This window comes from Ferrimonas balearica DSM 9799 (assembly GCF_000148645.1).
Lineage (GTDB): Bacteria > Pseudomonadota > Gammaproteobacteria > Enterobacterales > Shewanellaceae > Ferrimonas > Ferrimonas balearica.
In genome coordinates this window covers 3,012,246-3,033,064 of sequence record NC_014541.1, presented here as the reverse complement: position 1 = coordinate 3,033,064, position 20,819 = coordinate 3,012,246, and the positions used below count along the sequence as shown (strand labels likewise).

Sequence of the window (20,819 nt, the reverse complement as noted above, 5' to 3'; positions counted from 1 at the left end):
GCTTTTTCGTTACTCGGTCACCAGTTCCGGCTCGGGCTCGGCGCGGCTGGCGGTGTTGGCCCAGCACTGGATTGGATATGGTGCAGGGCAACCGTAGCGTGCGCCTGTGGCGCACGAACCGCACTGGATTAGAAATGGCGTCGCCTCTTCGTAGCGTGGGCTTTGAGCCCACGGCTGTGGTGCTCTGAACTCCGAAAGTCCCGTGGGCTATAAGCCCACGCTACGCCCTATTGTGGCCGTAACCGACGATAAGCAATCCATAAAAAAAGCCGCTCATTTGAGCGGCTTTTTCGTTACTCGGTCACCAGTTCCGGCTCGGGCTCGGCGCGGGTGGCGGTGTTGGCCCAGTAGGCCCCCAGCAGAACCACCAGGGCACTGGCGCCGATGGTGATGCCGGTTACCGGCAGGGCGATGCTGGCAAACGAGGCCACCAGCGCGCTGGCACCAAAGCTGATGGTGATCTGCAGGCTGTTCTGCAGGCCCGCCGCAGTGGCAGCGCAGTGCGGGGCACTGGAGAGGGCGCGGTTAACAATGATCGGGTAGAGCGCCCCGTTGGTGACGGCCAGGAAGCAGAACGGCACCAGCAGCGGCCAGATGGTGGTAATGCTCATCTGGCTGGCCACCAGGATCATGGCGGAGGCCAAGACGAACAGCATCAGCAGGCCCTTCAGCACGGTGTCCGCACCACAGCGGCTCACCAGGCGTTTGCCAAAGTAGCCACCGGCCATAAAGGCGATGGTTTGCGGCACAAAGGAGAGGCCGATCTGGCTGGCGTCGTAGCCCATGCTGGCCATGATCTCCGGCAGACCCGTCAGGTAGGCGAAGAACGCGGCGGAGGCAGAGCCGAACATCACCACGTTGCCCAGGTAAACCCGGGAGCGCAGCAGGCCGGCAATGTCACCACGGACGGAGCGCTCGCTGGCGACCGGCGTCTCTTTGGGCAGGCGCAGGGTCAGGCCCAGCCAGACGATGCCGATGGCGGTCAGGGCCAGGAAGATGCTCTGCCAGCCAAACATCAGGGTCAGGCCCACGCCCAGCTGCGGCGCCAGGGCCGGAGACAGGGCCACCAGCGGCATGATGGTGGCAAACACCTGCTGGGCACGCTCGCCGGGGTAGCGATCGATCACCAGCGCCTGCCAGATCACGGCCGGAGCACAAACGCCCATGGCCTGCACAAAGCGCAGGGCCAGCAGTTGCCAGATGGCGTCACTGAAGGTCAGGCCCAGAGAGGCGATGGTGTACAGCGCCAGACCGGCCAGCAGGGTGTTGCGACGGCCGTAGCGGTCGGAGGCCAGGCCCCACAGCAGCTGGCCACCGGCCAGACCCGCCAGGAACACGGAGAGAGACAGGGCAATCGACTCGGGGCCGGTGCCGTAGTAGCTCTCCATCGCCTTAAACGCCGGCAGGTACATGTCGGTGGCAACGAACGCCAGCATCGACAGGCCCGCCAGGTAGAACAGCTCAATAAAGGGGATTTTCTGAGACATCGTTTCAATCAATTTGTCGCCAATTTCCCATGAAACTGGCTGATTTCAGTTGGCCGCGCAGTCTACTGGGTGATCGAGTCGCTGTTAAACGGTATATTTTGCCCTTTCCTGTCAAAAAATTTGAAAGCACCATGTTTGCCCAAAGTACCTTGCAGATGCTCGACCTCGTCGCCCGCCACGGCAGTTTCAGTGCTGCCGCGACCCAGCTTCACAAAGTGCCCTCCGCGGTCAGCTACGCGGTACGGCAGGTCGAGGAACAGCTGGGGGCCACCCTGTTTGAGCGTCAGCACCGCAAGGTGGTGCTGACCCCGGCGGGTGAACACTTTCTGGTGCAGGTTCGCCAGTGGCTGAGGGAGACCGAGCAGGTACGGCTGCAAACCCAACGGGTGGCCAATGGCTGGCAGCGCAGCCTGCGGGTGGCGCTGGATAACGTGGTGAAAGCGGACCGCATTACCGCTCTGGTACGGGACTTCTACGCCGCCTTTGATGACGCTGAGCTGATCCTCAGCATTGAGGTGTTCAATGGAGTGTGGGACGCGCTGGCGGAGGGGCGGGCCGAGATCGGCATCGGCGCCACCACGGCCATTCCGGTGGGCGGCGACTTCGGGTACCGGGATATGGGCATTCTCGACTGGGCGCTGGTGATGACTCCCGACCACCCGGCGGCAGCGATGGCGGAACTGACCCCGGAGAGCGTTCGCCAGTTTCCGCTTATCTGTCTGGAGGACACCTCCCGCACCCTGCCCAAGCGCACCACCTGGCTGCAGGACAACCAGCGCCGCATCATGGTGCCGGACTGGCCCAATGCGGTGGCCTGTGTTCAGGCCGGACTGGGGCTGAACTACATGCCCCGCCACCTGGCCCGGCCGTTGCTGGCGGGGGGGACGCTGGTGGAGCGTCATATGGCAGGCGGGCAACGGCCCAGCGCCTGCTGCCTGGCCTGGCGTAAGGAGAGTGATTCGGCGCTGATGCGCTGGTTACTGGATTATCTGGGGGATGAGCAGCAGTTGCACCGGGAGTGGCTGGCCTGACACAACAGAAAACGGGGCGCCTTGTGGCGCCCCGTTGCGTTACAGCCGCAGCGTATCCCCAAGTGCGGCGTAGCCCTCCTGGTAGCTGCGCACCTTCTTCAAGTACTTGCGGGTTTCCTCATAGGGCAAGTGTTCCAGCAGGTGCTGGTAGACCGCTTCCGGCGCCATGGCGTTGATGCGGGGCAGGGCGCTTTTCAGGCGGCGGCTGCCATCGGCATTAAAGGCTTTGGCGACGTTGCCCGCGCCGGTGTTGTAGGCGGCGATAACGCAGTAGAGCCGACTTTGTGGGTCACTCACCCCGCGCAGGTAGCGCTGATCCAGAATGTTCAGGTAGGCGCTGCCAAAACGGATATTCAACTCTGGCTGGTACAGCTCTTCGGCGCTGGGCGGCTGGCTCGAGTTCTCAAACTTCTCGCGCACATCGCGGCCAGCGCTGCCGGGCACAATCTGCATCAGGCCGAAGGCCGGGATGTGGGAGCGCGCCATCGGGTTAAAGCTGCTCTCCGCCTGCATGATTGCCAGCACCAGCTCCAGTTCCACCTCAAACTGAGCCGACTGCTGCTGAGCCTGGGGCAGGAAGGGGCGGGCCCGTTTCTGCAGGCTTTGGCTGGGCAGCTGGATGCGGTAGGTGGTGATCTGCTTACTGGTGGGATCCTCAGCGCGCGCCTGGTAGGCGGTGGTCAGCGCCTGTTGGCGCTCCAGGCTTTGGCTCACTACGGCAGCACTCTGGCTGGCGGGCACCGGGGCCGGTTCTGCCTGCTCTGGGGTTTCCGCCCTGGCCAGAGCGATCAGCTCCTGCTGCCGTTCCAGCTCACGCAGGGCCGCCTGCTCCTGAGCTTTAAGCTCCGCCTGCAGGGCCGCCAGTCGCTCGGCACTGTAATCCCGGGGCCGGGTGTTGACCTCGGCGTTTGCCACCATTTGCGCCAGCCGGGCACGGCTGTCCTGTTCTGGCCCTGCCAGTTGCTGGTTCAGCGCCGGCACCAGCGGCAGAGGCGTCGCCACGGTCGCCCCGGGGGCGGAATCCAGCTCGGCCATAATCGGGTCCGCGGCCTGGGCCGAGGCCACATCCTCCTGCACCAGTTGGGCCAGGGAGGCCTGGATCTGGGCCGGGTCCGGCATCTGGTCGGGCTGATGCACCACCGCAATGGTGATGGTGCCGCTCTGGTAATCCACCTCGGTGCGCTGGCGCTTGTCGTCGCTGTACTGCACCAGCGTGTGGCGGTCACTCAGGGGCGCGTCGTCCCAGTGCGCCAGCACCGCCTTCCGATAGGCATCGAAGGCATTAAGGTAGGCGCTGCGGTACTGCTCAAACGCCGACTGTTGTTGCTGTTTGTAGGCCTGGAATCTCGCCAACTCACTACCGGGCGCCGGGGTGTTGGCCGTGGCCGCCCCCGCCAAACCAGCAAACAGCGCCAGAGTGATGGCCGAAAGCGTTCGCTTCGGCCCTGCGCTGTCGCCTGTCATGGGCTCTCCTTGCCGTTACAGCTGGCTGGTGGTTTGCAGCATCGCTTCCAGCAGCTTGGCGGCTTCGTCTTCCTTGAAGCGCTGCCACAGTTCACTGTCCTGATTCTTGCTGGCTTTCAGCGCCGCTTTCATGGTGCGCTCGTAATCGGCGTCGCTCATGCCGACCAACACATACAGGGCACCGGTGGGGCTGGTGCGGGATTTGAGGATGCGGGCGCCGGACAGGGTTTGTTCGGTCAGGTTGCGTGAAGCGGTCTCGATCAGGGTGTTGGTGGTGTCGTCACCGTCGATGCCGCTGGCCACCACGCTGGAACGGAACGTGGCGGCAATCCGGGTGCGGAAGGCTTGCGCCATCTTGACCCGACCATCGTTGGCGGCCACCTCTTTCATAAAGCCGATCCCCGCCGGGTTCTGCTTGGCGTAGCCCACGCCGGTCAGGGCGTAGCCCGCCACCGCTTCGTCGCACACCCACTCCGGCGCCGCGGTTTCTGCAGCATCGGGGAAGGTGCAGGCCAGGGTTACGTCGTCGTTGGAAGCGCAGCCCGCCAGAGTGGCCACTGCCAACAGAGAAATCAGCCGTTTTTTCATCATCAGGTCCCTTTGTGATTCGCCATCGCGATGGCGTGGTTCGGCGCGTCCGTCGGCTGCAACAGCCAACGAGTTTGCGCAACTCTTTGAGCGGCCGGTTGGCCGGTGTGTCTGCCCGCTTTGCGGTTGCCGCAATCCGCCCTGTTGTGCGGATGAGGGCCGGAGGTCATCGGCAGATAGCCGTATCTCATGGCTGACACTCCATGGTCAGAAGTAGGCGTTGAATTCGTGGCGGGTTAACAGCGACTCCGCCATGTAGGGGTTATCCAGTTCGCTGAGTCCATAGAAGTTGGGGGCGTAGCGTTCCCGCACCGCGTTGAGGGATTCCAGGGTTTGGATCTCCTCACCAAACACCAGCGCCTCATCCAGTTCGCCCAGGGTTTGGCTCAGCCCCGGATGGGGCGTGTCGTACTCAGTGATGCCCAGATAGAGGTTGAGGTAGAGTCCGTCGGCGGCCAGCGGGTGGCGCTCAAGGAAATAGACCAGGTTGTGGTTGTCCAGGGCAAAACCCTCATCGGCAAAGGGCAGGGTGGCCAACGGGGCGTTGTCGAGTGTGCGCTCAGTAAAGGGGACCGGCGGGCTGAAGGGGCCTGCGGTATTGAACTGGTTCTCCAGCGACAGGGCCTGCACCAGATAGCCGAGTACCCGCTGTTCTTTCACCTGCAGGGTGAGCAGGTATTTGTCGGTTTTGTAGTAGCGGTACTGCAGCTCGGTGTCCAGGCGTGAGGCTTTCACCACCTGGGGGATGCCGAACACCGTTTCGGTGTAGGCGAGGAAGTTGCCGACATCCAGCTGTTCGAGCCGGTTGAGCTCGGCCTGGTGGGTGAAATGGGTGGTGCCCCATTCATAGAGGCTGATGGTCAGATCTTTGGTGTCGTTAAAGTTGCCGAAGGCGATCATCAGGCCCACGGTGTAGAGTGCACCGGAACGCAGTACGCGCCATTTTGGCTTCAGCCGCGAGGTCACCGGGCTGTTTACAGACTCAGTCGGAGACATCCATTTCTCTCAAGCGTTTGTAACTGATTAAAATTTATACCAAGAAGTAACGTGGATGTAAGCAAATTTATTGCAGAAGCGGATGCGTTTGGCGCCAGCCATGGCATAACCGGGATGAAGGAGTAAAATGGCCGCCCTGTAAGAGGAGAGTGCGGTGGAACAACATCAAAAGTGGATGGCCCATGCCATGAAGCTGGCCGAACAAGCGGAAGCCCTGGGCGAAGTGCCGGTTGGGGCGGTGCTGGTGCGCGATGGTGAAGTGATTGCCGAGGGGTTTAACCAGTCCATCACCCTGAATGATCCCAGCGCCCATGCTGAGATGCTGTGCCTGCGTGCCGCGGGCCAGGCACTGGAAAATTATCGACTGCTCGATACCACGCTGTACGTCACTCTGGAACCCTGCTCAATGTGCGCCGGTGCGATGGTGCATGCCCGCATCGGGACTCTGGTGTACGGCGCATCCGACGCCAAAACCGGGGCGGCAGGCAGCGTGATGGACCTGGTGCGCCATCCGGCGCTGAACCATCAGCTGGAGGTGATTTCGGGGGTCCTTTCCGAGCCCTGCGCGACGCAGTTAAGCGCGTTTTTCAAGAAGCGCAGGGCGGAAAAGAAAGCCTTGAAACAGGCTCAGAGGGCAGAGCTGGACTCTGCAGGGGATTCCGCCTGATTGGCGGAGAACAACTTAATGCGATGGACAACGCGCAGGTGCGTGCGTTTGCGGCACTGACGACGGCGCTCCATCAAGCTGCTTAAGGCCTTGCGACGGCGGGTCTGTTTTCTCGCCATACCTGATGCCTCCTTTAGGTGCTGCTGATACTCATCGTGAGGGATCACGATGACCTTCCTGGATGACGGCGGCGTGTCGTCATGATGACATCAAAGTGACGGCCGATTTCCCCTTATTTCTAAGCGACATCCAGACCTAATCCTTAACCCGGCCCCGCTGAACCGTCAAGTTTTCGGTCCACGTTTCGCGGCTCAGTTGTGGTTCGGCTCACAGAGATTTCGCCGTCGGCGTGATGGCGCGCACACCCTGGTATCGGTTCAGAAGTGGCTGGCGTCGGGCAAGCGAGACTGGCTGTCCAGCCACACCAGGGTGTCGTAGTAGCGGCGGATGTTGTCGACGTAGTGGGCGGCCTCGTCGCCGCGGGCAAAACCGTAGCGGGTGTTCTGGTAATACTTGCGCTTGCGCAGCAGCGGCAGGTACTCCTTCACGTCCTTCCAGCTGTTGGGATCCTTGCCGTGGCGTTCGGTGATCACCCGGGCGTCCTCGAGGTGGCCGAGTCCAATGTTGTAGGCGGCCATGGCGAACCAGATCGCCTCCTCTTCGGGGATGCGCGGGGGCAGACGGGTGAGCAGCTGTTGCAGGTACTCACTGCCGCCGCGGATGCTTTGCTCCGGGTCGAGGCGGTTGCGGATCCCCATCCGCTTGGCGGTGGGCAGGGTCAGCATCATCAGGCCGCGCACCCCGGTGGGTGAGCGGGCGTTGGGGTTCCAGTGGGACTCCTGGTAACTGATGGCGGCCAGTTTGCGCCAGTCCAGATCACCGGCATAGCGCTCAAACAGCGGCTGGTAGCGGGGCAGTTTGGACTGGGTGGCGCGGATAAAGGCCCGGGTGTCGACGTAATCAAACCCCTGAACGTGGCCGAAGTAACGCTCCTCCAGCCGCTCCAGTCTTTCGCCGCGCACCTGACTGTCCCAGAAATCCAGAAGGTCGCTGAACAGGACGCTGTCGTTGGTGCGGGGCAGGGCCCAGGCGATGGGCATGGGTTGGCCGAGGTCGAAGGCGACCCGCAGCTCCGGGTGGAAACGTTGGGTGACGGACACCGCAGTGGAGTCGGCCAGGGTGTAATCGAGCTTGCCTTCGGCCACCATCGCCAGCAGCTCCTGGGCATCGTAGTCACTGCTCTCCTGCCAGGTCAGATCCGGATATTGCTGACTTTGTCGGTGCAGCAGCTCAACGTGGCTGCTGCCTTTGGCCACCATCAGGGTGCCGTGCAGGTTGCCGAGGTTTCTGGGGCGCATCACGCCATTGCGGTACACCAGCTGGTTGGTGATGTCGTAGAGCGGCGGGCCAAAACGCCAGAACTGGCGGCGGGTCGGCGTGCTGGTGAGGCCCGCGGCCATCAGGTCAACGCGGCCCGCTTCCATGGCATGAAACAGCGCTTCATGGGTGTGGTAAGCGTGGATTTTCAGGGGCACCCCGAGGTAGGCGGCAAACTCGGTGGCCAGGTCATAATCGAAGCCGGACGCGCCCTGACCCTCCACCACATAGGTGGTGGGGCCATACAGGGTACCGACATCCAGCGTGGTGCGACTGGGCACGGCGCGGGCCTGGGTTTGCGGTTGTGCCAGTTCGAGGCAGCCACTTAACAGCAGAGTCAGCAGCAGCGGCAGCAGGACTGGCTTCACGGGGTGAACGATTCGGGTCATCTTCCTGATTGACTGAGGGTGTTTTAGGCAGGGCTTTTCTCTATAATAGCGCCCACCTCAACCATACCCTGCATCATAACAATATATAAGGTGAACCGACGTGATTGAGATCCTTCGCGGCGCTCCGGCGTTATCCGCGTTTCGGGTCAACAAGCTAATGCAAGCTTGCCGAGATGCCAAACTGCCCGTCACAGACCTCTACGCTGAATACACTCACTTCGCCCATCTCTCCGCTCCCCTGTCTGAGCAACACACCCAACAACTTGCCCAAATTCTGACTTATGGTCCCCGTATGGAGGAGCATACCCCGGAAGGCACCCTGTTGTTGGTGGTGCCTCGCCCGGGCACCATTTCACCCTGGTCCTCCAAGGCCACTGACATCGCCCGCAACTGCGGCCTGTCTGAGGTGAAACGACTGGAGCGCGGCCTGGCCTGGTACGTCAAACTGGACCGTAACCTGGAGCCGGCCGAACAGAAAGCCCTGCTGGGGCTGATCCACGACCGCATGGTGGAAGCGGTACTGCCGGGCTTCGACGACGCCAAGGTGTTGTTTGAAGCGGCGGAACCCAAGCCGTTTACCAGCGTGGACATCCTCGCTGGCGGCCGTGAAGCGCTGGCTCAGGCCAACGTTTCCCTGGGTCTGGCGCTGGCCGAGGATGAGATCGACTACCTGGTCGAGAACTTCCAGAAGCTGGGCCGTAACCCCAACGACATCGAACTCTACATGTTCGCGCAGGCCAACTCTGAGCACTGCCGTCATAAGATCTTTAACGCCGACTGGACCATCGACGGCGTTGAGCAGCCCAAGTCGCTGTTCAAGATGATCAAGAACACCTTTGAAGTGACCCCGGAAGAGACGCTGTCCGCCTACAAGGACAACGCCGCGGTAATGACCGGTTCCAACGCGGGTCGCTTCTTCGCTGACGCCGATGGCGTCTACCGCTATCACCAGGAGCCGGTCCACATCCTGATGAAGGTGGAAACCCACAACCACCCCACCGCCATCTCCCCCTACCCGGGCGCGGCCACCGGTTCCGGTGGTGAGATCCGCGATGAGGGTGCCACCGGCCGTGGCTCCAAGCCGAAGGCGGGTCTGACCGGTTTTACCGTGTCCAACCTGAACATCCCCGGCTTTGAACAGCCCTGGGAGCAGCCCTACGGCAAGCCGGACCGCATCGTCACCGCGCTGGACATCATGATTGAGGGGCCGCTGGGCGGCGCCGCGTTCAACAACGAATTTGGTCGTCCGGCCCTGAACGGTTACTTCCGTACCTACGAGCAGCAGGTGCAGAGTTTCAACGGCACCGAGGTGCGCGGTTACCACAAGCCGATCATGCTGGCGGGCGGTTTCGGCAACATCCGTGAGGAGCACGTGCAGAAGGGCGAGATCCCGGTTGGCGCCAAACTGATTGTGCTGGGTGGCCCGGCCATGAACATCGGCCTGGGCGGCGGCGCGGCTTCCTCCATGGCCTCCGGCCAGTCCTCCGAAGACCTCGACTTTGCCTCCGTGCAGCGTGACAACCCGGAGATTGAGCGCCGTTGCCAGGAAGTGATCGACCGCTGCTGGCAGCTGGGTGACGGCAACCCCATCGCCTTTATCCACGATGTGGGTGCCGGTGGCCTCTCCAACGCCATGCCGGAACTGGTGGACGACGGTGGCCGTGGTGGCCGCTTCAAACTGCGCGATGTGCCCTGCGACGAGCCGGGCATGAGCCCGCTGGAGCTGTGGTGTAACGAATCCCAGGAGCGTTACGTGATGGCGGTGGCGGCCGAGAACCTCGATGTGTTCGACGCCATCTGTAAACGTGAGCGTGCCCCTTACGCGGTGATCGGTGAAGCCACTGAAGAGCTGCAGCTGGTGCTGGAAGACAGCCACTTCGGCAACAACCCCATCGACATGCCGATGGAGGTGCTGCTGGGCAAAGCACCGAAGATGCACCGCGATGTGGCCTCCACGGTGTGTGCGGCCCCGGCGCTGGACACCAGCGGCATTGAGCTGAAAGACGCCATCCGTCGGGTGCTGCGCCTGCCGGCCGTGGCCGAGAAAACCTTCCTGATCACCATCGGTGACCGCTCCGTGACCGGCCTGGTGGCCCGTGACCAGATGGTCGGCCCCTGGCAGATCCCGGTGGCCAACTGCGCCGTCACCACCGCCACCCTCGACACCTACCACGGTGAAGCGATGGCGATGGGTGAACGCACCCCGCTGGCCCTGATCAACTACGGCGCCTCCGCCCGCATGGCGGTGGGTGAAGCGCTCACCAACCTGGCGTCTGCCCACGTTGGCGCACTCAAGCACGTTAAGCTGTCCGCCAACTGGATGGCCGCTGCCGGTCACCCGGGTGAAGACGCGGGTCTGTACGAAGCGGTGAAAGCCGTGGGTGAAGAGCTGTGTCCGGCCCTCGGCCTGACCATCCCGGTGGGCAAAGACTCCATGTCGATGAAGACCGCCTGGGAAGAGAACGGCGAAGCCAAGAGCGTGACCGCGCCGATGTCGCTGGTGATCACCGCCTTTGGCCGGGTGGAAGACGCCCGCAACACCGTGACGCCGCAGCTGCGCAATGACCTTGGCGACAGCACCCTGGTGTACCTGGACCTGGCCGCAGGCCAGCAGCGTCTGGGCGGTTCTGCCCTGGCCCAGGTGTACAACCAGCTGGGTAACGTGGCTCCGGATGTGGACGATGCCGCCCGCCTGAAAGGTTTCTGGCTGGCGATTCAGAGCCTGATCGCTGAGCAGAAGCTGATCGCCTACCACGACAAGGGCGATGGCGGTCTGCTGGTGACCCTGGCTGAGATGACGTTCGCCGGTAAGCTGGGTCTGGATGTGGATCTGACTGGCCTGGGCAACGACCCGCTGGCCCTGCTGTTCAACGAAGAGCTGGGTGCCGTTATCCAGGTGCGCAACGACGACCTCGCCTCGGTGCAGGCGGTACTGGCTGAGCATGGCCTGGCCGCATGCAGCCACGTGATTGGTGGCCTGTCCGACGCGGATCGCATCGTGATCCGCCAGGGCGAGCAGGTGCTGGTGGATGAGTCCCGCACCGAGCTGCGCACCCTGTGGGGCGAAACCACCTTCCGCATGCAGTCTCTGCGTGACAACCCGGAGTGTGCGGAAGAGGAGTTCAAGGCCAAGCAGGATGCTGAGGATCCGGGCCTGTTTACCCAACTCACCTTCAACCCGGCTGAAGACATCGCCGCGCCTTACATCACCAAGGGCACCGCGCCCAAGGTGGCGATCCTGCGTGAGCAGGGGGTGAACTCCCACGTTGAGATGGCGGCGGCGTTTGACCGCGCAGGCTTTGAAGCCATCGACGTGCACATGAGTGACATCCTGGAAGGTCGCCTGACTCTGGAGCAGTTCCAGGCTCTGGTGGCTTGTGGTGGCTTCTCCTACGGTGACGTACTGGGTGCCGGTGAGGGCTGGGCCAAGTCCATCCTGTTCAATGACCGTGCCCGTGAGCAGTTCCAGGGCTTCTTCGAGCGTCCGGACACCCTCTCTCTGGGGGTATGTAACGGCTGCCAGATGCTCTCCAACCTGAAGAGCATCATCCCCGGTTCCGAGCACTGGCCGCACTTTGTGCGTAACCGCTCTGAGCGCTTTGAAGCCCGCTTCTCGCTGGTGGAAGTGCAGGACAGCCCGTCCGCCTTCCTCGGCGGTATGGCTGGCTCCATCATGCCGATCGCCGTGTCTCACGGTGAAGGCCGTGCCGAGTTTGCCAACCTGGACGCGTTCCAGGCCGCAGACAACTCCGGCACCGTGGCGCTGCGTTACCTCAACCACCGTGGCCAGATTGCCACCCAGTACCCGGCTAACCCCAACGGTTCGCCGGCCGGCATCACCGGCCTGACCACCACCGACGGTCGCGCCACCATCATGATGCCGCACCCGGAGCGGGTGTTCCGTACCGTGGCCAACTCCTGGCACCCGGACGGCTGGGGCGAAGACAGCCCGTGGATGCGGATGTTCCGCAGCGCCCGGGTGACCCTGGGTTAATCGGCCAACCGGCAATAAAAAACACCGCCCTCGGGCGGTGTTTTTTATTGCCATCCCTAAACCACTGCCGATAGCGCTGGTGAACAGAACTCCGGGGCTATGCCCGTAGCGTGCCCATGCTGGTTCAGTTCGTGCGCCATAGGCGCACACTACGGCCGAATCCGTACTTAAAACCGAAGAGGTGGCCTATACCGTAGCGTGCGGCTGCGCCGCACGGAGCCCAAGGGGATTCGGGTCATCAAAGCCACCTGCTATGCAGGTGGTTTTTTTCGCCGGGTTCAGAGCAGCGCCATCTGCGCACTGCCCTGGGCCCAGCCGGGCAGGGGCGTGCTGGCGGGGCGGGTCAGCAGTTCGGTGATGTCGGGCAGGGCCCGCAGTTGAGTGCGCAGGGCCAGATGCTGAGCCTCGTCGGCACAGGCACCGCAGAAGCGTCGGCCCTCCGTAAGGGCGGATTGGGCTATCTGGGCGTCGAGGCAGAAGGGATCGATCACCAGCTGGCCGGGAGCGCTGCTTTGCGCCATCAGCAGTGCCAGCAGGGCGTGGGGCTTGTGTTGGTTCTCCAGGGCGTAGCTCAGCAGGTCGCTCTGGCTGGGGTCGGCCACCGCCCGCTGGCCCTTTTCAAACAGGCAGATCCAGCCCAGCTGGTTGCGGTAGTTGCGGCCCGTTTTCTTGCGCTGCTGGTCCCACACCAGCACGGTCTGGAAACGGAAGCCGGCGGCTTCGGCCAGGGGCTTCACCACGAACAGCGCCTCCTGACGGCAAAACAGGTAGAAGTGGCTGTTGGGCTTGAGCACCCGGTAGAGCTGTTCAAACAGGCCGGGGTAGGGGTCATTGGGGAAGATGGCAAACCACTGATTACGCACCGAGCGGGCATTTTTCAGTTCGGTGGCGATGGCTGGCCCGCGACGCGGGGTCGGCAATTCGGTCACCACCAGGTCAACCGAGTGGCGGCCCAGAGATTTCAGCCAGGCCACTGGCTGGCTATGGCTCAATTGAAATGTGCTCATGGTACGTATCTGTATAAATGAACAGTGCTGGTTATATATACAGTTTTTGGGTGCGAATCGTCAAGTTGCGCTGAGATGGCTTGTCCTGCTGGAGTGAAACGGGGCTTTGCACCCATTCGCTCGTGAGTGCGTTCTGACGTTGGCTGCCAAATAGCCTCCGTGCATGGAGATATGTCCCCGATGGGCTCAGGGTAGGCGTCGGCCTTGGCTCGGTTGTCCGAGATTTTGATACGTCGTGTTGGCAGGGAAATAAGTGGAAACGACACGCTTATGACGTTCTGTCCGCCAACTTGTCTATGCAAGGAACCGCTATGAAACCGACGTTACTTTGTGCCGCGCTGAGCGGTGTGCTGTTGGCCAGCCCTGCCGTATCGGCACTGGAACGCCCCAATGTCCCCGCCGCTAAGTCGGTGGGGGCCAGCCTGAATGACGGACCGGCCACCCGCTTTATCGTCCAGTACGACGAAGCAGCGCTGACGGCCAGCCCCAACCAGTGGGGACTGATGAACGCTCAGCAGCGCCGGGCGCAGATGCTGGAGCGCACCGAAGCGCTGGGCCGTAATCTGGGTCGAGAGATTCAATACCTTCGTGCAATGGGCCTGGCCCAGCGTCACGTGATGCGGGCTGATCGTGCGCTGAACCGCGCCGATGCGGAAGCGATGATGAGCGATATGATGGCGAACGATCCCAATATCGTTTCCATTGAAGTGGACCAGCTGTTGCGCCCCGCGGCCACCCCCACTGATCCCCGCTACGGTGACCAGTGGCACTACTTTGAGGCCACTGCCGGGATGAATCTGCCGGCGGCCTGGGACAATGCCACCGGCGCGGGCACCGTGGTGGCAGTACTGGATACCGGTTATCGCCCCCACGCGGACCTGAACGCCAACCTGCTGCCCGGCTATGACATGATCAGCGATACCTTTGTGTCGGTGGATGGCGATGGTCGCGACAGTGATGCTCAGGATCCTGGCGATGCCATGACCCAGGGTGAATGTGGTGGTGGCTATCCCCCATCAGACTATGACAGCAGCTGGCACGGCACCCATGTGGCGGGCACCGTGGCGGCGGTGGCCAACAACAGCACCGGCGTGGTGGGCGTGGCCTATGACGCCAAGGTGGTGCCGGTTCGGGTGCTGGGTAAGTGCGGCGGTTACACCTCCGACATTGCTGACGGCATCATCTGGGCCTCCGGGGGCAACGTGTCCGGGGTACCGACCAACGCCAATCCGGCCAACGTGATCAATATGAGCCTGGGGGGCAGTGGCAGTTGCAGCAGCACCACGCAGGCGGCGATCAACACCGCCCGCAGCAATGGCGCGGCGGTGGTGGTGGCGGCGGGCAACAGCAATGCTGACGCCAGTGGTTTCAATCCTGCCAACTGCAGTGGCGTGATTAACGTGGCGGCTCTGGGCCGCGATGGCGCGCGGGCTTACTACTCCAACTACGGTGCCTCGGTAGACATCTCCGCTCCGGGCGGCGCTCAGAGCTTTGCCAGTGATCCCAACGGCGTGCTCTCCACCTACAACAGTGGTGCCACGTCGCCGGGCAGCGACAGCTACGACTACCTGCAGGGTACCTCCATGGCGGCGCCGCACGTAGCGGGCCTGGTGGCGATGCTGTATGAGGCGGACCCCACCATGACGCCGGATCGCGCTGAAAGCCTGCTGAAGTCCACCTCCCGGGCGGACAACTGCAGCAACTGCGGGGCTGGCCTGGTGGATTCTGATGCGGCGGTGACCGCTGCCATCAATGGCGATACCGGTGGCGGCGGGGGTGATGGCACCACTGATACCTATGAGAATCTCGATGGGGCCCGTCGCAGCTGGCAGTACTTCAGTGTTGAGGTGCCCGATGGGGCCAGCAACCTGACCATCAGTCTGGCTGGCGGCAGCGGCGATGCGGATCTGTACGTGCGTTACGGCAGCAACCCGACCCGTAACAGCTACGATTGCCGCCCCTACCTCAACGGCAACAACGAAACCTGCAGCGGCGCCAATCCCACCGCTGGCACCTGGTACATCGGCATCTACGGCTACCGCGCCTACTCTGGCGCCACCCTGACGGTGACCGTGGACTGAGCGAACGCCAGAAACAAAAAAACGCCCCGACCGGGGCGTTTTTTTATGAGCTCAGGGCTTACAGCAGTTGCTGCTGCAAACAGGCCAGCAGGGCCTTTAGGTTGGCCGGGGCAAACGCGGCAGCGCGCTCCGGGCTCCAGCCGACAATGGGGTTGGGCAGCGCCGCATTGTCTTTGAACGGCATCTCCAGCGTCATCGACAGGCAGTCGAAGTGCTGGGCAATAAAGTTGCTGCCGATGTCCAGGTTGGCCTGGCCGGGGGCATCAACGTCATAGCCAAACTCGGTTTGGAACTCCGGGCTGGCGGCCACCAGTGCCTGTTTGAAACCGTCCAGCTGGGCCTGCTTGTGCTCACTCCAGGACGGGATCCCTTCCGCACCGGCGATAAAGTTGTAGGGCAGCCCCTCATCGCCGTGGACGTCGAGGAAGAAGTCGACGCCGGTTTGCTCCATCTTCTGACGGACATGGAACACTTCCGGGCTGGTCTCCAGGCTGGGCTGGCGCCAGGCGCGGTTCAGGTCGGTGCCGTGGGCGTTATGGCGCAGATGGCCACGGCGGCTGCCATCCGGGTTCATGTTGGGCACCAGGTAGAACACACACTGGCTGAGCAGGGCATGGCTGACCGCATCCGCATCATCGAGCAGGGCGGCCAGGCAACCCTCCATCCACCACTGGGCCATGGTCTCACCCGGATGCTGGCGGGCGATGATCCAGCACACCTTCTTGCCCTCATCCGGGCTGCCGATGCGCAGCAGATCGAGGCTTTGGCCGTCCGGGGTCAGGCCAAGGCTCTGGTAGTAGACCCGGTCATCATCCTGGCAGGCGGCAATCAGGTCGTGGTGGCGTTCACTGGTGTAGGGCGCGAAGTAGGCGTAGTGCACCTGGTTGCGCTCCGGGGTGTGGAGGATGGTCAGGGTGGAACCATCGAATTCGGTCTCGACCCGGAACCAGGTCTCCCGGTCGTAGCTGGCGACGGCGTGGTAGTCCTTCCAGCCATCGACGTAGGCGGCGCTGCCGGCGTTGGTCAGATTAAGGCGGCAGTCCTGCCCGGCGGCACCGTGCAGGGCAAAGTGGAACCACTGGAACTTCTCGGTGTTGTGGTCGGCCCGGATGGTCAGTTGGATGTTGGCGGCGTCCTCAATGGACACCACGTCGATATTGCCACTGTCAAAAGCGCTGGTGATCTGCACGCTGGCACTCCTTGTGCGTTGAGGTAGGGGACAAGCGCCATGGTGGCGGGGCGGCGGGCAGAGATCAAGGGCGGTTGATAAGGCAAAAAAAAGGTTCTTCGCGGATTAGCGGGGAAAGAAGACATGAGCGACTTATCAAAGCACATACCTCATGTAAGCGAGGGATCGCTGCTGATTTCGAATTGGAATGAGCACCCAACTATCACGGCGTAGCCGTCCACCAAAGGCCGACTCGCGGCGCCGAGCGGGAGCGACTGGGAGTGCCAGTCGAGCAAGGATGCGAGTCTGGCCAGTGCTGAACGGGAAGGAGTGGGAGCGAGGGGGCTTTCGCCGCGCCGGAGGCAAAGGGGAGTCCAGAGGGGCAACGCCCTTCTGGTGCCCGCCGGGGCATCCCGGCAACGGCTCGGGAGGTAGCAACGGACCCGGAGCCAAAACTCCCACGAAAATATGCGATGAACCAAAAAAAAGCCCCCTGGAAAGGGGGCGTTTGACCAAGACGATCCGGTTTGCAGGGAACCGTAATCGAGTGTATTGGAGACGATGGATCGTGTCTGGTCAGTAATCCGGAATCACATCAGTCGGGACGGCACCGACGATGTGAGGAGATCCGATGAAGGTTTAAAAGTACTGCCAGAGCGGCGTTCGCAACATACCCCAAATGGGATAGATGCACTGGCGGCTTGATCTGGATCACGCGCTGGCGGGAGAAAAAGACTTGGAAACCCGAGGCTTAATGAAAATTAAGAGAGTGAAATATTGGGACGGGCGAGAAAAAAGACACGGATGAGTGAATCTCATCTGTTGTTGTTTTGTTTTCAGGCAAAAAAAAGACCGCTCAAAGTGAGCGGTCAAATAAGCACTAGCAGTAACGCAAGTTTTTAAAGCACTAGCAAGTAACGCAAGAAGGGGGTTGCAGTCGAAATCTTATTTCGCCTGCTGACGGTAAAGCTCAACAAAAGAACGCTGATACTTTGCCACCAGGGAATCTACAAACTTTTTCATCAGGGCCTCCACACACACAGTATTAAGAACACTTTGCGCAGAGACGTGGCTGAGGCGGGGCACGCAGCGCCGCGGTTAAAGCCTGTCTCAATGTCGCAGCGCTAGTGTAGTGAGAGGGGGTCAACCCAACAACCGAGAAAAATTGTATTTGAAATTAGGAAAACTAATCCATTGTGTTTGGTGTGTTTTTTGTTCGGATTTGGAATGCGCTTAAAAACAATAACTTAAATGAAGTGGTGAATAGTTATTCAATGTAAATGATAAATATAAGTCTGCCAAAAATGTGACGCAGTTGGTGTTTTGGCGTCGACGGGCATTTTTTCTGCTCCGGAGATCTGTACCCGCTGGTGATTGCAACATTCTGGAAACAAGGCAAAGTTTTTCGCCCGGAAATCTTGTTCTGAGGGGTGGCTCACAAAATGGGATCCCGCGGTCTGGCAGGGATTGAGAGCGTTCTGCTAGCGATGCTATAAACAGCAGGAAAAGTGTGGTCTTCATCATATTCGCTTTCCGCACTTTTTTCCCGTCTCATCGGCGGCAATTTTGCCGAAGCCGGTGTTAAGTGGATGTTATTTGCGCGGAGTCGCGACATGGAAGAGTACATTTCTGACCTTGGTTGGACTGTCCCCCCCTTTGACGCCCTTCAGTCGTGTCTTTGCGCGCCCCTTTTCAGAGCTGAGGATGGTGACTTTCGGGTTACCGTCCTTAAGCTGCATTTGTTGAACTAGGCGTTGCCTGTGTGGCCTACTTTTAGGTGGGCGCGCAGGTGTTGAGGAGAACGCAATGATTATCGATGAAGTCGTCGATCTATCGAGGTTGCAGTTCGCGTTAACCGCGATGTACCACTTCCTGTTCGTGCCCCTGACTTTGGGTCTGGCTTTCCTGTTGGCCATCATGGAATCGCTCTATGTGATGACCAACAAGCAAGTCTATAAAGACATGTGTAAGTTCTGGGGTAAGTTGTTTGCTATCAACTTTGCCCTGGGTGTTACCACCGGTATCACCATGGAGTTCCAGTTCGGTACCAACTGGGCTTACTACTCCCACTATGTGGGCGACATCTTCGGTGCCCCCCTCGCTATCGAGGGCCTGATGGCCTTCTTCCTTGAGTCCACCCTTGTGGGTCTGATGTTCTTCGGTTGGGACCGCCTCTCCAAGCGTCAGCACTTGGCGGTAACCTGGCTGGTGGCCATCGGCTCCAACATGTCCGCCCTGTGGATTCTGATCGCGAACGGCTGGATGCAGCACCCGATCGGCGCCGAGTTCAACTACGAAACCATGCGAATGGAGATGGTCTCCTTTGCCGAAGTGATGTTTAACCCGGTTGCTCAGGTTAAGTTCGTTCACACCGTGGCCGCAGGCTACGTGACCGGCTCCATCTTTGTTCTGGCCATCAGCTCCTACTACCTGCTGAAGAAGCGCGACCTGCCGTTTGCCCGTCGCTCTTTCTCCGTTGCCGCTGCCTTTGGTATGGCTTCCATCCTGTCCGTACTGGTACTGGGTGACGAGTCCGGCTACGAGGTGGGTGACGTGCAGAAGGTGAAACTGGCTGCCATTGAGGCGGAGTGGGAAACCCACCCGGCCCCGGCCGCCTTTACCGCCTTCGGTATCCCGGACAGCGAGAACATGGAAACCCATTTCGCGGTACGCATTCCGTACGTGATGGGCATCATCGCAACCCGCTCCCTGGACGAGCAGGTTACCGGCATCATCGACCTGAAAGCGGAGCACGAAGTGCGCATCCGCAACGGCATGATGGCGTTTGGTCTGCTGGAGAAGCTGCGCGCAGGCGAGCTGACCGAGGAAGAGCGCGCCATCTACGAAGAGCATAAGAACGACATCGGTTACGGCATGCTGCTGAAGCGCTACACCGACGACATTCCGAACGCCTCTGAAGAGATGATCGCTAAGGCAGTGGATGACTCCATCCCGGCCGTGGGCCCGCTGTTCTGGAACTTCCGTGTGATGGTTGGTCTGGGCTTCCTGATGCTGGGTGCCATTGGTCTGGCGTTCTACCAGAGCTGCAAACAGAAAGTCGACGAGAAGCCGTGGCTGCTGAAGGGTCTGATGTTTATCCTGCCGGCACCGTGGATCGCCATCCTGTGTGGTTGGTTCGTTGCTGAGTACGGTCGTCAGCCGTGGACCATTGCTGAGGTGCTACCCACCTACATGTCCGCCTCCAGTCTGTCGGTTGGTGAACTGTGGTTCTCCATCATCCTGATCTGCGGTTTCTACACCGTGGCCCTGGTGGTTGAGATGTTCCTGATGTTCCGCTTTGCCCGCCTGGGTCCGAGCAGCCTGAAAACCGGCCGCTACCACTTCGAGCAAGGTCAACAGCAACAACAAGAAGCGGCGTTTGATGCAGCCGTGACTGCACCGGCCAAGGAGACTCCGAGCAATGCTTGATTATGAAATGCTACGCCTGATTTGGTGGGTACTGGTAGTAGTCCTGCTGATTGGCTTCGCCGTAACTGACGGCTTCGATATGGGTGTGGGCGCCCTGCTGCCCATCATTGGTAAAACCGACAACGAGCGCCGGGTGATGATCAACTCCATCGCCCCGCACTGGGACGGCAACCAGGTTTGGCTGCTGACCGCCGGTGGTGCACTGTTCGCGGCCTGGCCTCTGGTCTACGCGGCATCGTTCTCCGGCTTCTACATCGCCATGGTGCTGACCCTGTTCGCCCTGTTCTTCCGTCCGATCGGTTTCGACTACCGTTCCAAGATTGAAGATCCGCGCTGGCGTAAGAGCTGGGACTGGGGTCTGTTCATTGGTGGCTTCGTTCCGCCGGTGGTGTTCGGTGTGGCCTTCGGTAACCTGTTCCAGGGCGTGCCGTTCTACTACGACGAGTGGATGCGCAGCTACTACGATGGCGGCTTCTTCGGCCTGCTGAATCCGTTCGGCCTGCTGGCGGGTCTGCTGTCCTTCGCCATGCTGACTCTGCACGGTGCCACCTGGCTGCAGATGAAGACCGAAGGCGAACTGTACCTGCGTGCCCGTAAGGCCACCATGGTGCTGGCGACCGCTTCCGTGCTGCTGTTCGTGATTGCTGGTGTATGGCAGAACAGCTTCATCGACGGCTACGTGATCACCTCCGCCATCGATACCGGTGCGGCCACTAACCCGCTGACCAAGACCGTTGAGCTGCAGGCTGGTGCCTGGTGGAACAACTTCTACAGCTACCCGGTACTGTGGGTATTCCCGGCCCTGGCCGTGCTGATGCCGCTGCTGGTAATGGGCGCCACTAAGGCGAACAAGAACGGCTTTGCCTTCCTGTTCTCCAGCCTGAACATCGTGGGTGTGATTGTGACTGCGGTTGTGGCGTTGTTCCCGTTCGTTATGCCGTCTTCCAAGAACCCGAACCACTCTCTGACCATGTGGGATGCCACTGCTTCTGAGCTGACCCTGAAGGTGATGCTGGTTGCCGCGGTGATCTTCGTACCGATCATCCTGGGTTACACCATCTGGTGTTACGTGAAGATGTTTGGTCGTCTGAACGACGCCCACATTGAGAAGAACTCGGCCTCTCTGTACTAAGGCCTGGGA

At 61.1% G+C, this 20,819-nt stretch carries 13 protein-coding genes; 6 read left to right on the top strand and 7 right to left on the bottom strand.

Going from position 1 to position 20,819, the window contains the following annotated elements; translation table 11 throughout:
- Nucleotides 1-293: 293 nt before the first annotated feature.
- Nucleotides 294-1,487 carry a purine nucleoside transporter PunC gene (gene punC, locus FBAL_RS13900; RefSeq protein ID WP_013346216.1) on the bottom strand — a complete coding sequence of 398 codons (1,194 nt, stop codon included), beginning with the start codon at nucleotides 1,485-1,487 and terminating at the stop codon, nucleotides 294-296.
- 131 nt (nucleotides 1,488-1,618) lie between these two features.
- On the opposite strand from punC, the gene punR reads away from it, so the two are divergent.
- The gene (gene punR / locus FBAL_RS13895) at nucleotides 1,619-2,518 is read left to right on the top strand and encodes a DNA-binding transcriptional activator PunR (RefSeq protein WP_013346215.1); all 900 of its coding nucleotides are present in this window, start codon (nucleotides 1,619-1,621) and stop codon (nucleotides 2,516-2,518) included.
- Between the two features lie 39 nt (nucleotides 2,519-2,557).
- On the opposite strand, the gene FBAL_RS13890 is transcribed toward punR, so the two are convergent.
- The 3 genes from FBAL_RS13890 to FBAL_RS13875 all read right to left on the bottom strand — a co-directional run bounded on the left by FBAL_RS13890 (nucleotide 2,558) and on the right by FBAL_RS13875 (nucleotide 5,566).
- Nucleotides 2,558-3,982, bottom strand: a complete 1,425-nt coding sequence (locus tag FBAL_RS13890; RefSeq protein ID WP_013346214.1) for a transglycosylase SLT domain-containing protein — start codon at nucleotides 3,980-3,982, stop codon at nucleotides 2,558-2,560.
- 15 nt (nucleotides 3,983-3,997) lie between these two features.
- On the bottom strand, nucleotides 3,998-4,573 hold the full coding sequence (locus FBAL_RS13885) for an LPP20 family lipoprotein (RefSeq protein ID WP_013346213.1): 576 nt from the start codon (nucleotides 4,571-4,573) through the stop codon (nucleotides 3,998-4,000).
- A gap of 204 nt (nucleotides 4,574-4,777) precedes the next feature.
- On the bottom strand, nucleotides 4,778-5,566 hold the full coding sequence (locus FBAL_RS13875; protein ID WP_013346211.1) for an ETEC_3214 domain-containing protein: 789 nt from the start codon (nucleotides 5,564-5,566) through the stop codon (nucleotides 4,778-4,780).
- A gap of 154 nt (nucleotides 5,567-5,720) precedes the next feature.
- On the opposite strand from FBAL_RS13875, the gene tadA reads away from it, so the two are divergent.
- On the top strand, nucleotides 5,721-6,233 hold the full coding sequence (gene tadA / locus FBAL_RS13870) for a tRNA adenosine(34) deaminase TadA (protein ID WP_013346210.1): 513 nt from the start codon (nucleotides 5,721-5,723) through the stop codon (nucleotides 6,231-6,233).
- Between the two features lie 377 nt (nucleotides 6,234-6,610).
- Here the strand turns inward: tadA and mltF are convergent, their stop codons facing one another.
- Entirely contained in the window at nucleotides 6,611-7,999 is a 1,389-nt protein-coding gene (gene mltF / locus FBAL_RS13865) for a membrane-bound lytic murein transglycosylase MltF (protein ID WP_013346208.1), read from the bottom strand.
- 103 nt (nucleotides 8,000-8,102) lie between these two features.
- On the opposite strand from mltF, the gene purL reads away from it, so the two are divergent.
- Nucleotides 8,103-11,993 carry a phosphoribosylformylglycinamidine synthase gene (purL, locus tag FBAL_RS13860; RefSeq protein ID WP_041251778.1) on the top strand — a complete coding sequence of 1,297 codons (3,891 nt, stop codon included), beginning with the start codon at nucleotides 8,103-8,105 and terminating at the stop codon, nucleotides 11,991-11,993.
- A 278-nt stretch (nucleotides 11,994-12,271) separates the two neighbouring features.
- Here purL and FBAL_RS13855 read toward each other — a convergent pair whose 3' ends face one another.
- Nucleotides 12,272-13,000 (bottom strand): DNA methyltransferase, encoded by a 729-nt coding sequence (locus FBAL_RS13855; RefSeq protein ID WP_013346206.1) that lies wholly within the window; start codon nucleotides 12,998-13,000, stop codon nucleotides 12,272-12,274.
- Nucleotides 13,001-13,311: 311 nt separating this feature from the next.
- On the opposite strand from FBAL_RS13855, the gene FBAL_RS13850 reads away from it, so the two are divergent.
- Entirely contained in the window at nucleotides 13,312-15,081 is a 1,770-nt protein-coding gene (locus tag FBAL_RS13850) for a S8 family peptidase (RefSeq protein ID WP_013346205.1), read from the top strand.
- A gap of 58 nt (nucleotides 15,082-15,139) precedes the next feature.
- Here FBAL_RS13850 and FBAL_RS13845 read toward each other — a convergent pair whose 3' ends face one another.
- The gene (locus tag FBAL_RS13845; protein ID WP_013346204.1) at nucleotides 15,140-16,270 is read right to left on the bottom strand and encodes a M14 family metallopeptidase; all 1,131 of its coding nucleotides are present in this window, start codon (nucleotides 16,268-16,270) and stop codon (nucleotides 15,140-15,142) included.
- Between the two features lie 1,785 nt (nucleotides 16,271-18,055).
- On the opposite strand from FBAL_RS13845, the gene FBAL_RS13840 reads away from it, so the two are divergent.
- Nucleotides 18,056-19,678 carry a cytochrome ubiquinol oxidase subunit I gene (locus FBAL_RS13840; RefSeq protein WP_013346203.1) on the top strand — a complete coding sequence of 541 codons (1,623 nt, stop codon included), beginning with the start codon at nucleotides 18,056-18,058 and terminating at the stop codon, nucleotides 19,676-19,678.
- Entirely contained in the window at nucleotides 19,671-20,810 is a 1,140-nt protein-coding gene (cydB, locus tag FBAL_RS13835) for a cytochrome d ubiquinol oxidase subunit II (RefSeq protein WP_013346202.1), read from the top strand. Before FBAL_RS13840 ends, cydB begins: the two co-directional genes overlap by 8 nt.
- Nucleotides 20,811-20,819 lie beyond the last annotated feature (9 nt).

Bases quoted from the DNA above. Each gene is read 5' to 3' on its own strand.
- cydB (WP_013346202.1), top strand. From the start codon at position 19,671: ATGCTTGATTATGAAATGCTACGCCTGATTTGGTGGGTACTGGTAGTA.
- FBAL_RS13875 (WP_013346211.1), bottom strand. From the start codon at position 5,566: ATGTCTCCGACTGAGTCTGTAAACAGCCCGGTGACCTCGCGGCTGAAG.
- FBAL_RS13850 (WP_013346205.1), top strand. From the start codon at position 13,312: ATGAAACCGACGTTACTTTGTGCCGCGCTGAGCGGTGTGCTGTTGGCC.
- punC (WP_013346216.1), bottom strand. From the start codon at position 1,487: ATGTCTCAGAAAATCCCCTTTATTGAGCTGTTCTACCTGGCGGGCCTG.
- FBAL_RS13840 (WP_013346203.1), top strand. From the start codon at position 18,056: ATGATTATCGATGAAGTCGTCGATCTATCGAGGTTGCAGTTCGCGTTA.
- FBAL_RS13890 (WP_013346214.1), bottom strand. From the start codon at position 3,982: ATGACAGGCGACAGCGCAGGGCCGAAGCGAACGCTTTCGGCCATCACT.
- mltF (WP_013346208.1), bottom strand. From the start codon at position 7,999: ATGACCCGAATCGTTCACCCCGTGAAGCCAGTCCTGCTGCCGCTGCTG.
- FBAL_RS13855 (WP_013346206.1), bottom strand. From the start codon at position 13,000: ATGAGCACATTTCAATTGAGCCATAGCCAGCCAGTGGCCTGGCTGAAA.
- FBAL_RS13885 (WP_013346213.1), bottom strand. From the start codon at position 4,573: ATGATGAAAAAACGGCTGATTTCTCTGTTGGCAGTGGCCACTCTGGCG.
- punR (WP_013346215.1), top strand. From the start codon at position 1,619: ATGTTTGCCCAAAGTACCTTGCAGATGCTCGACCTCGTCGCCCGCCAC.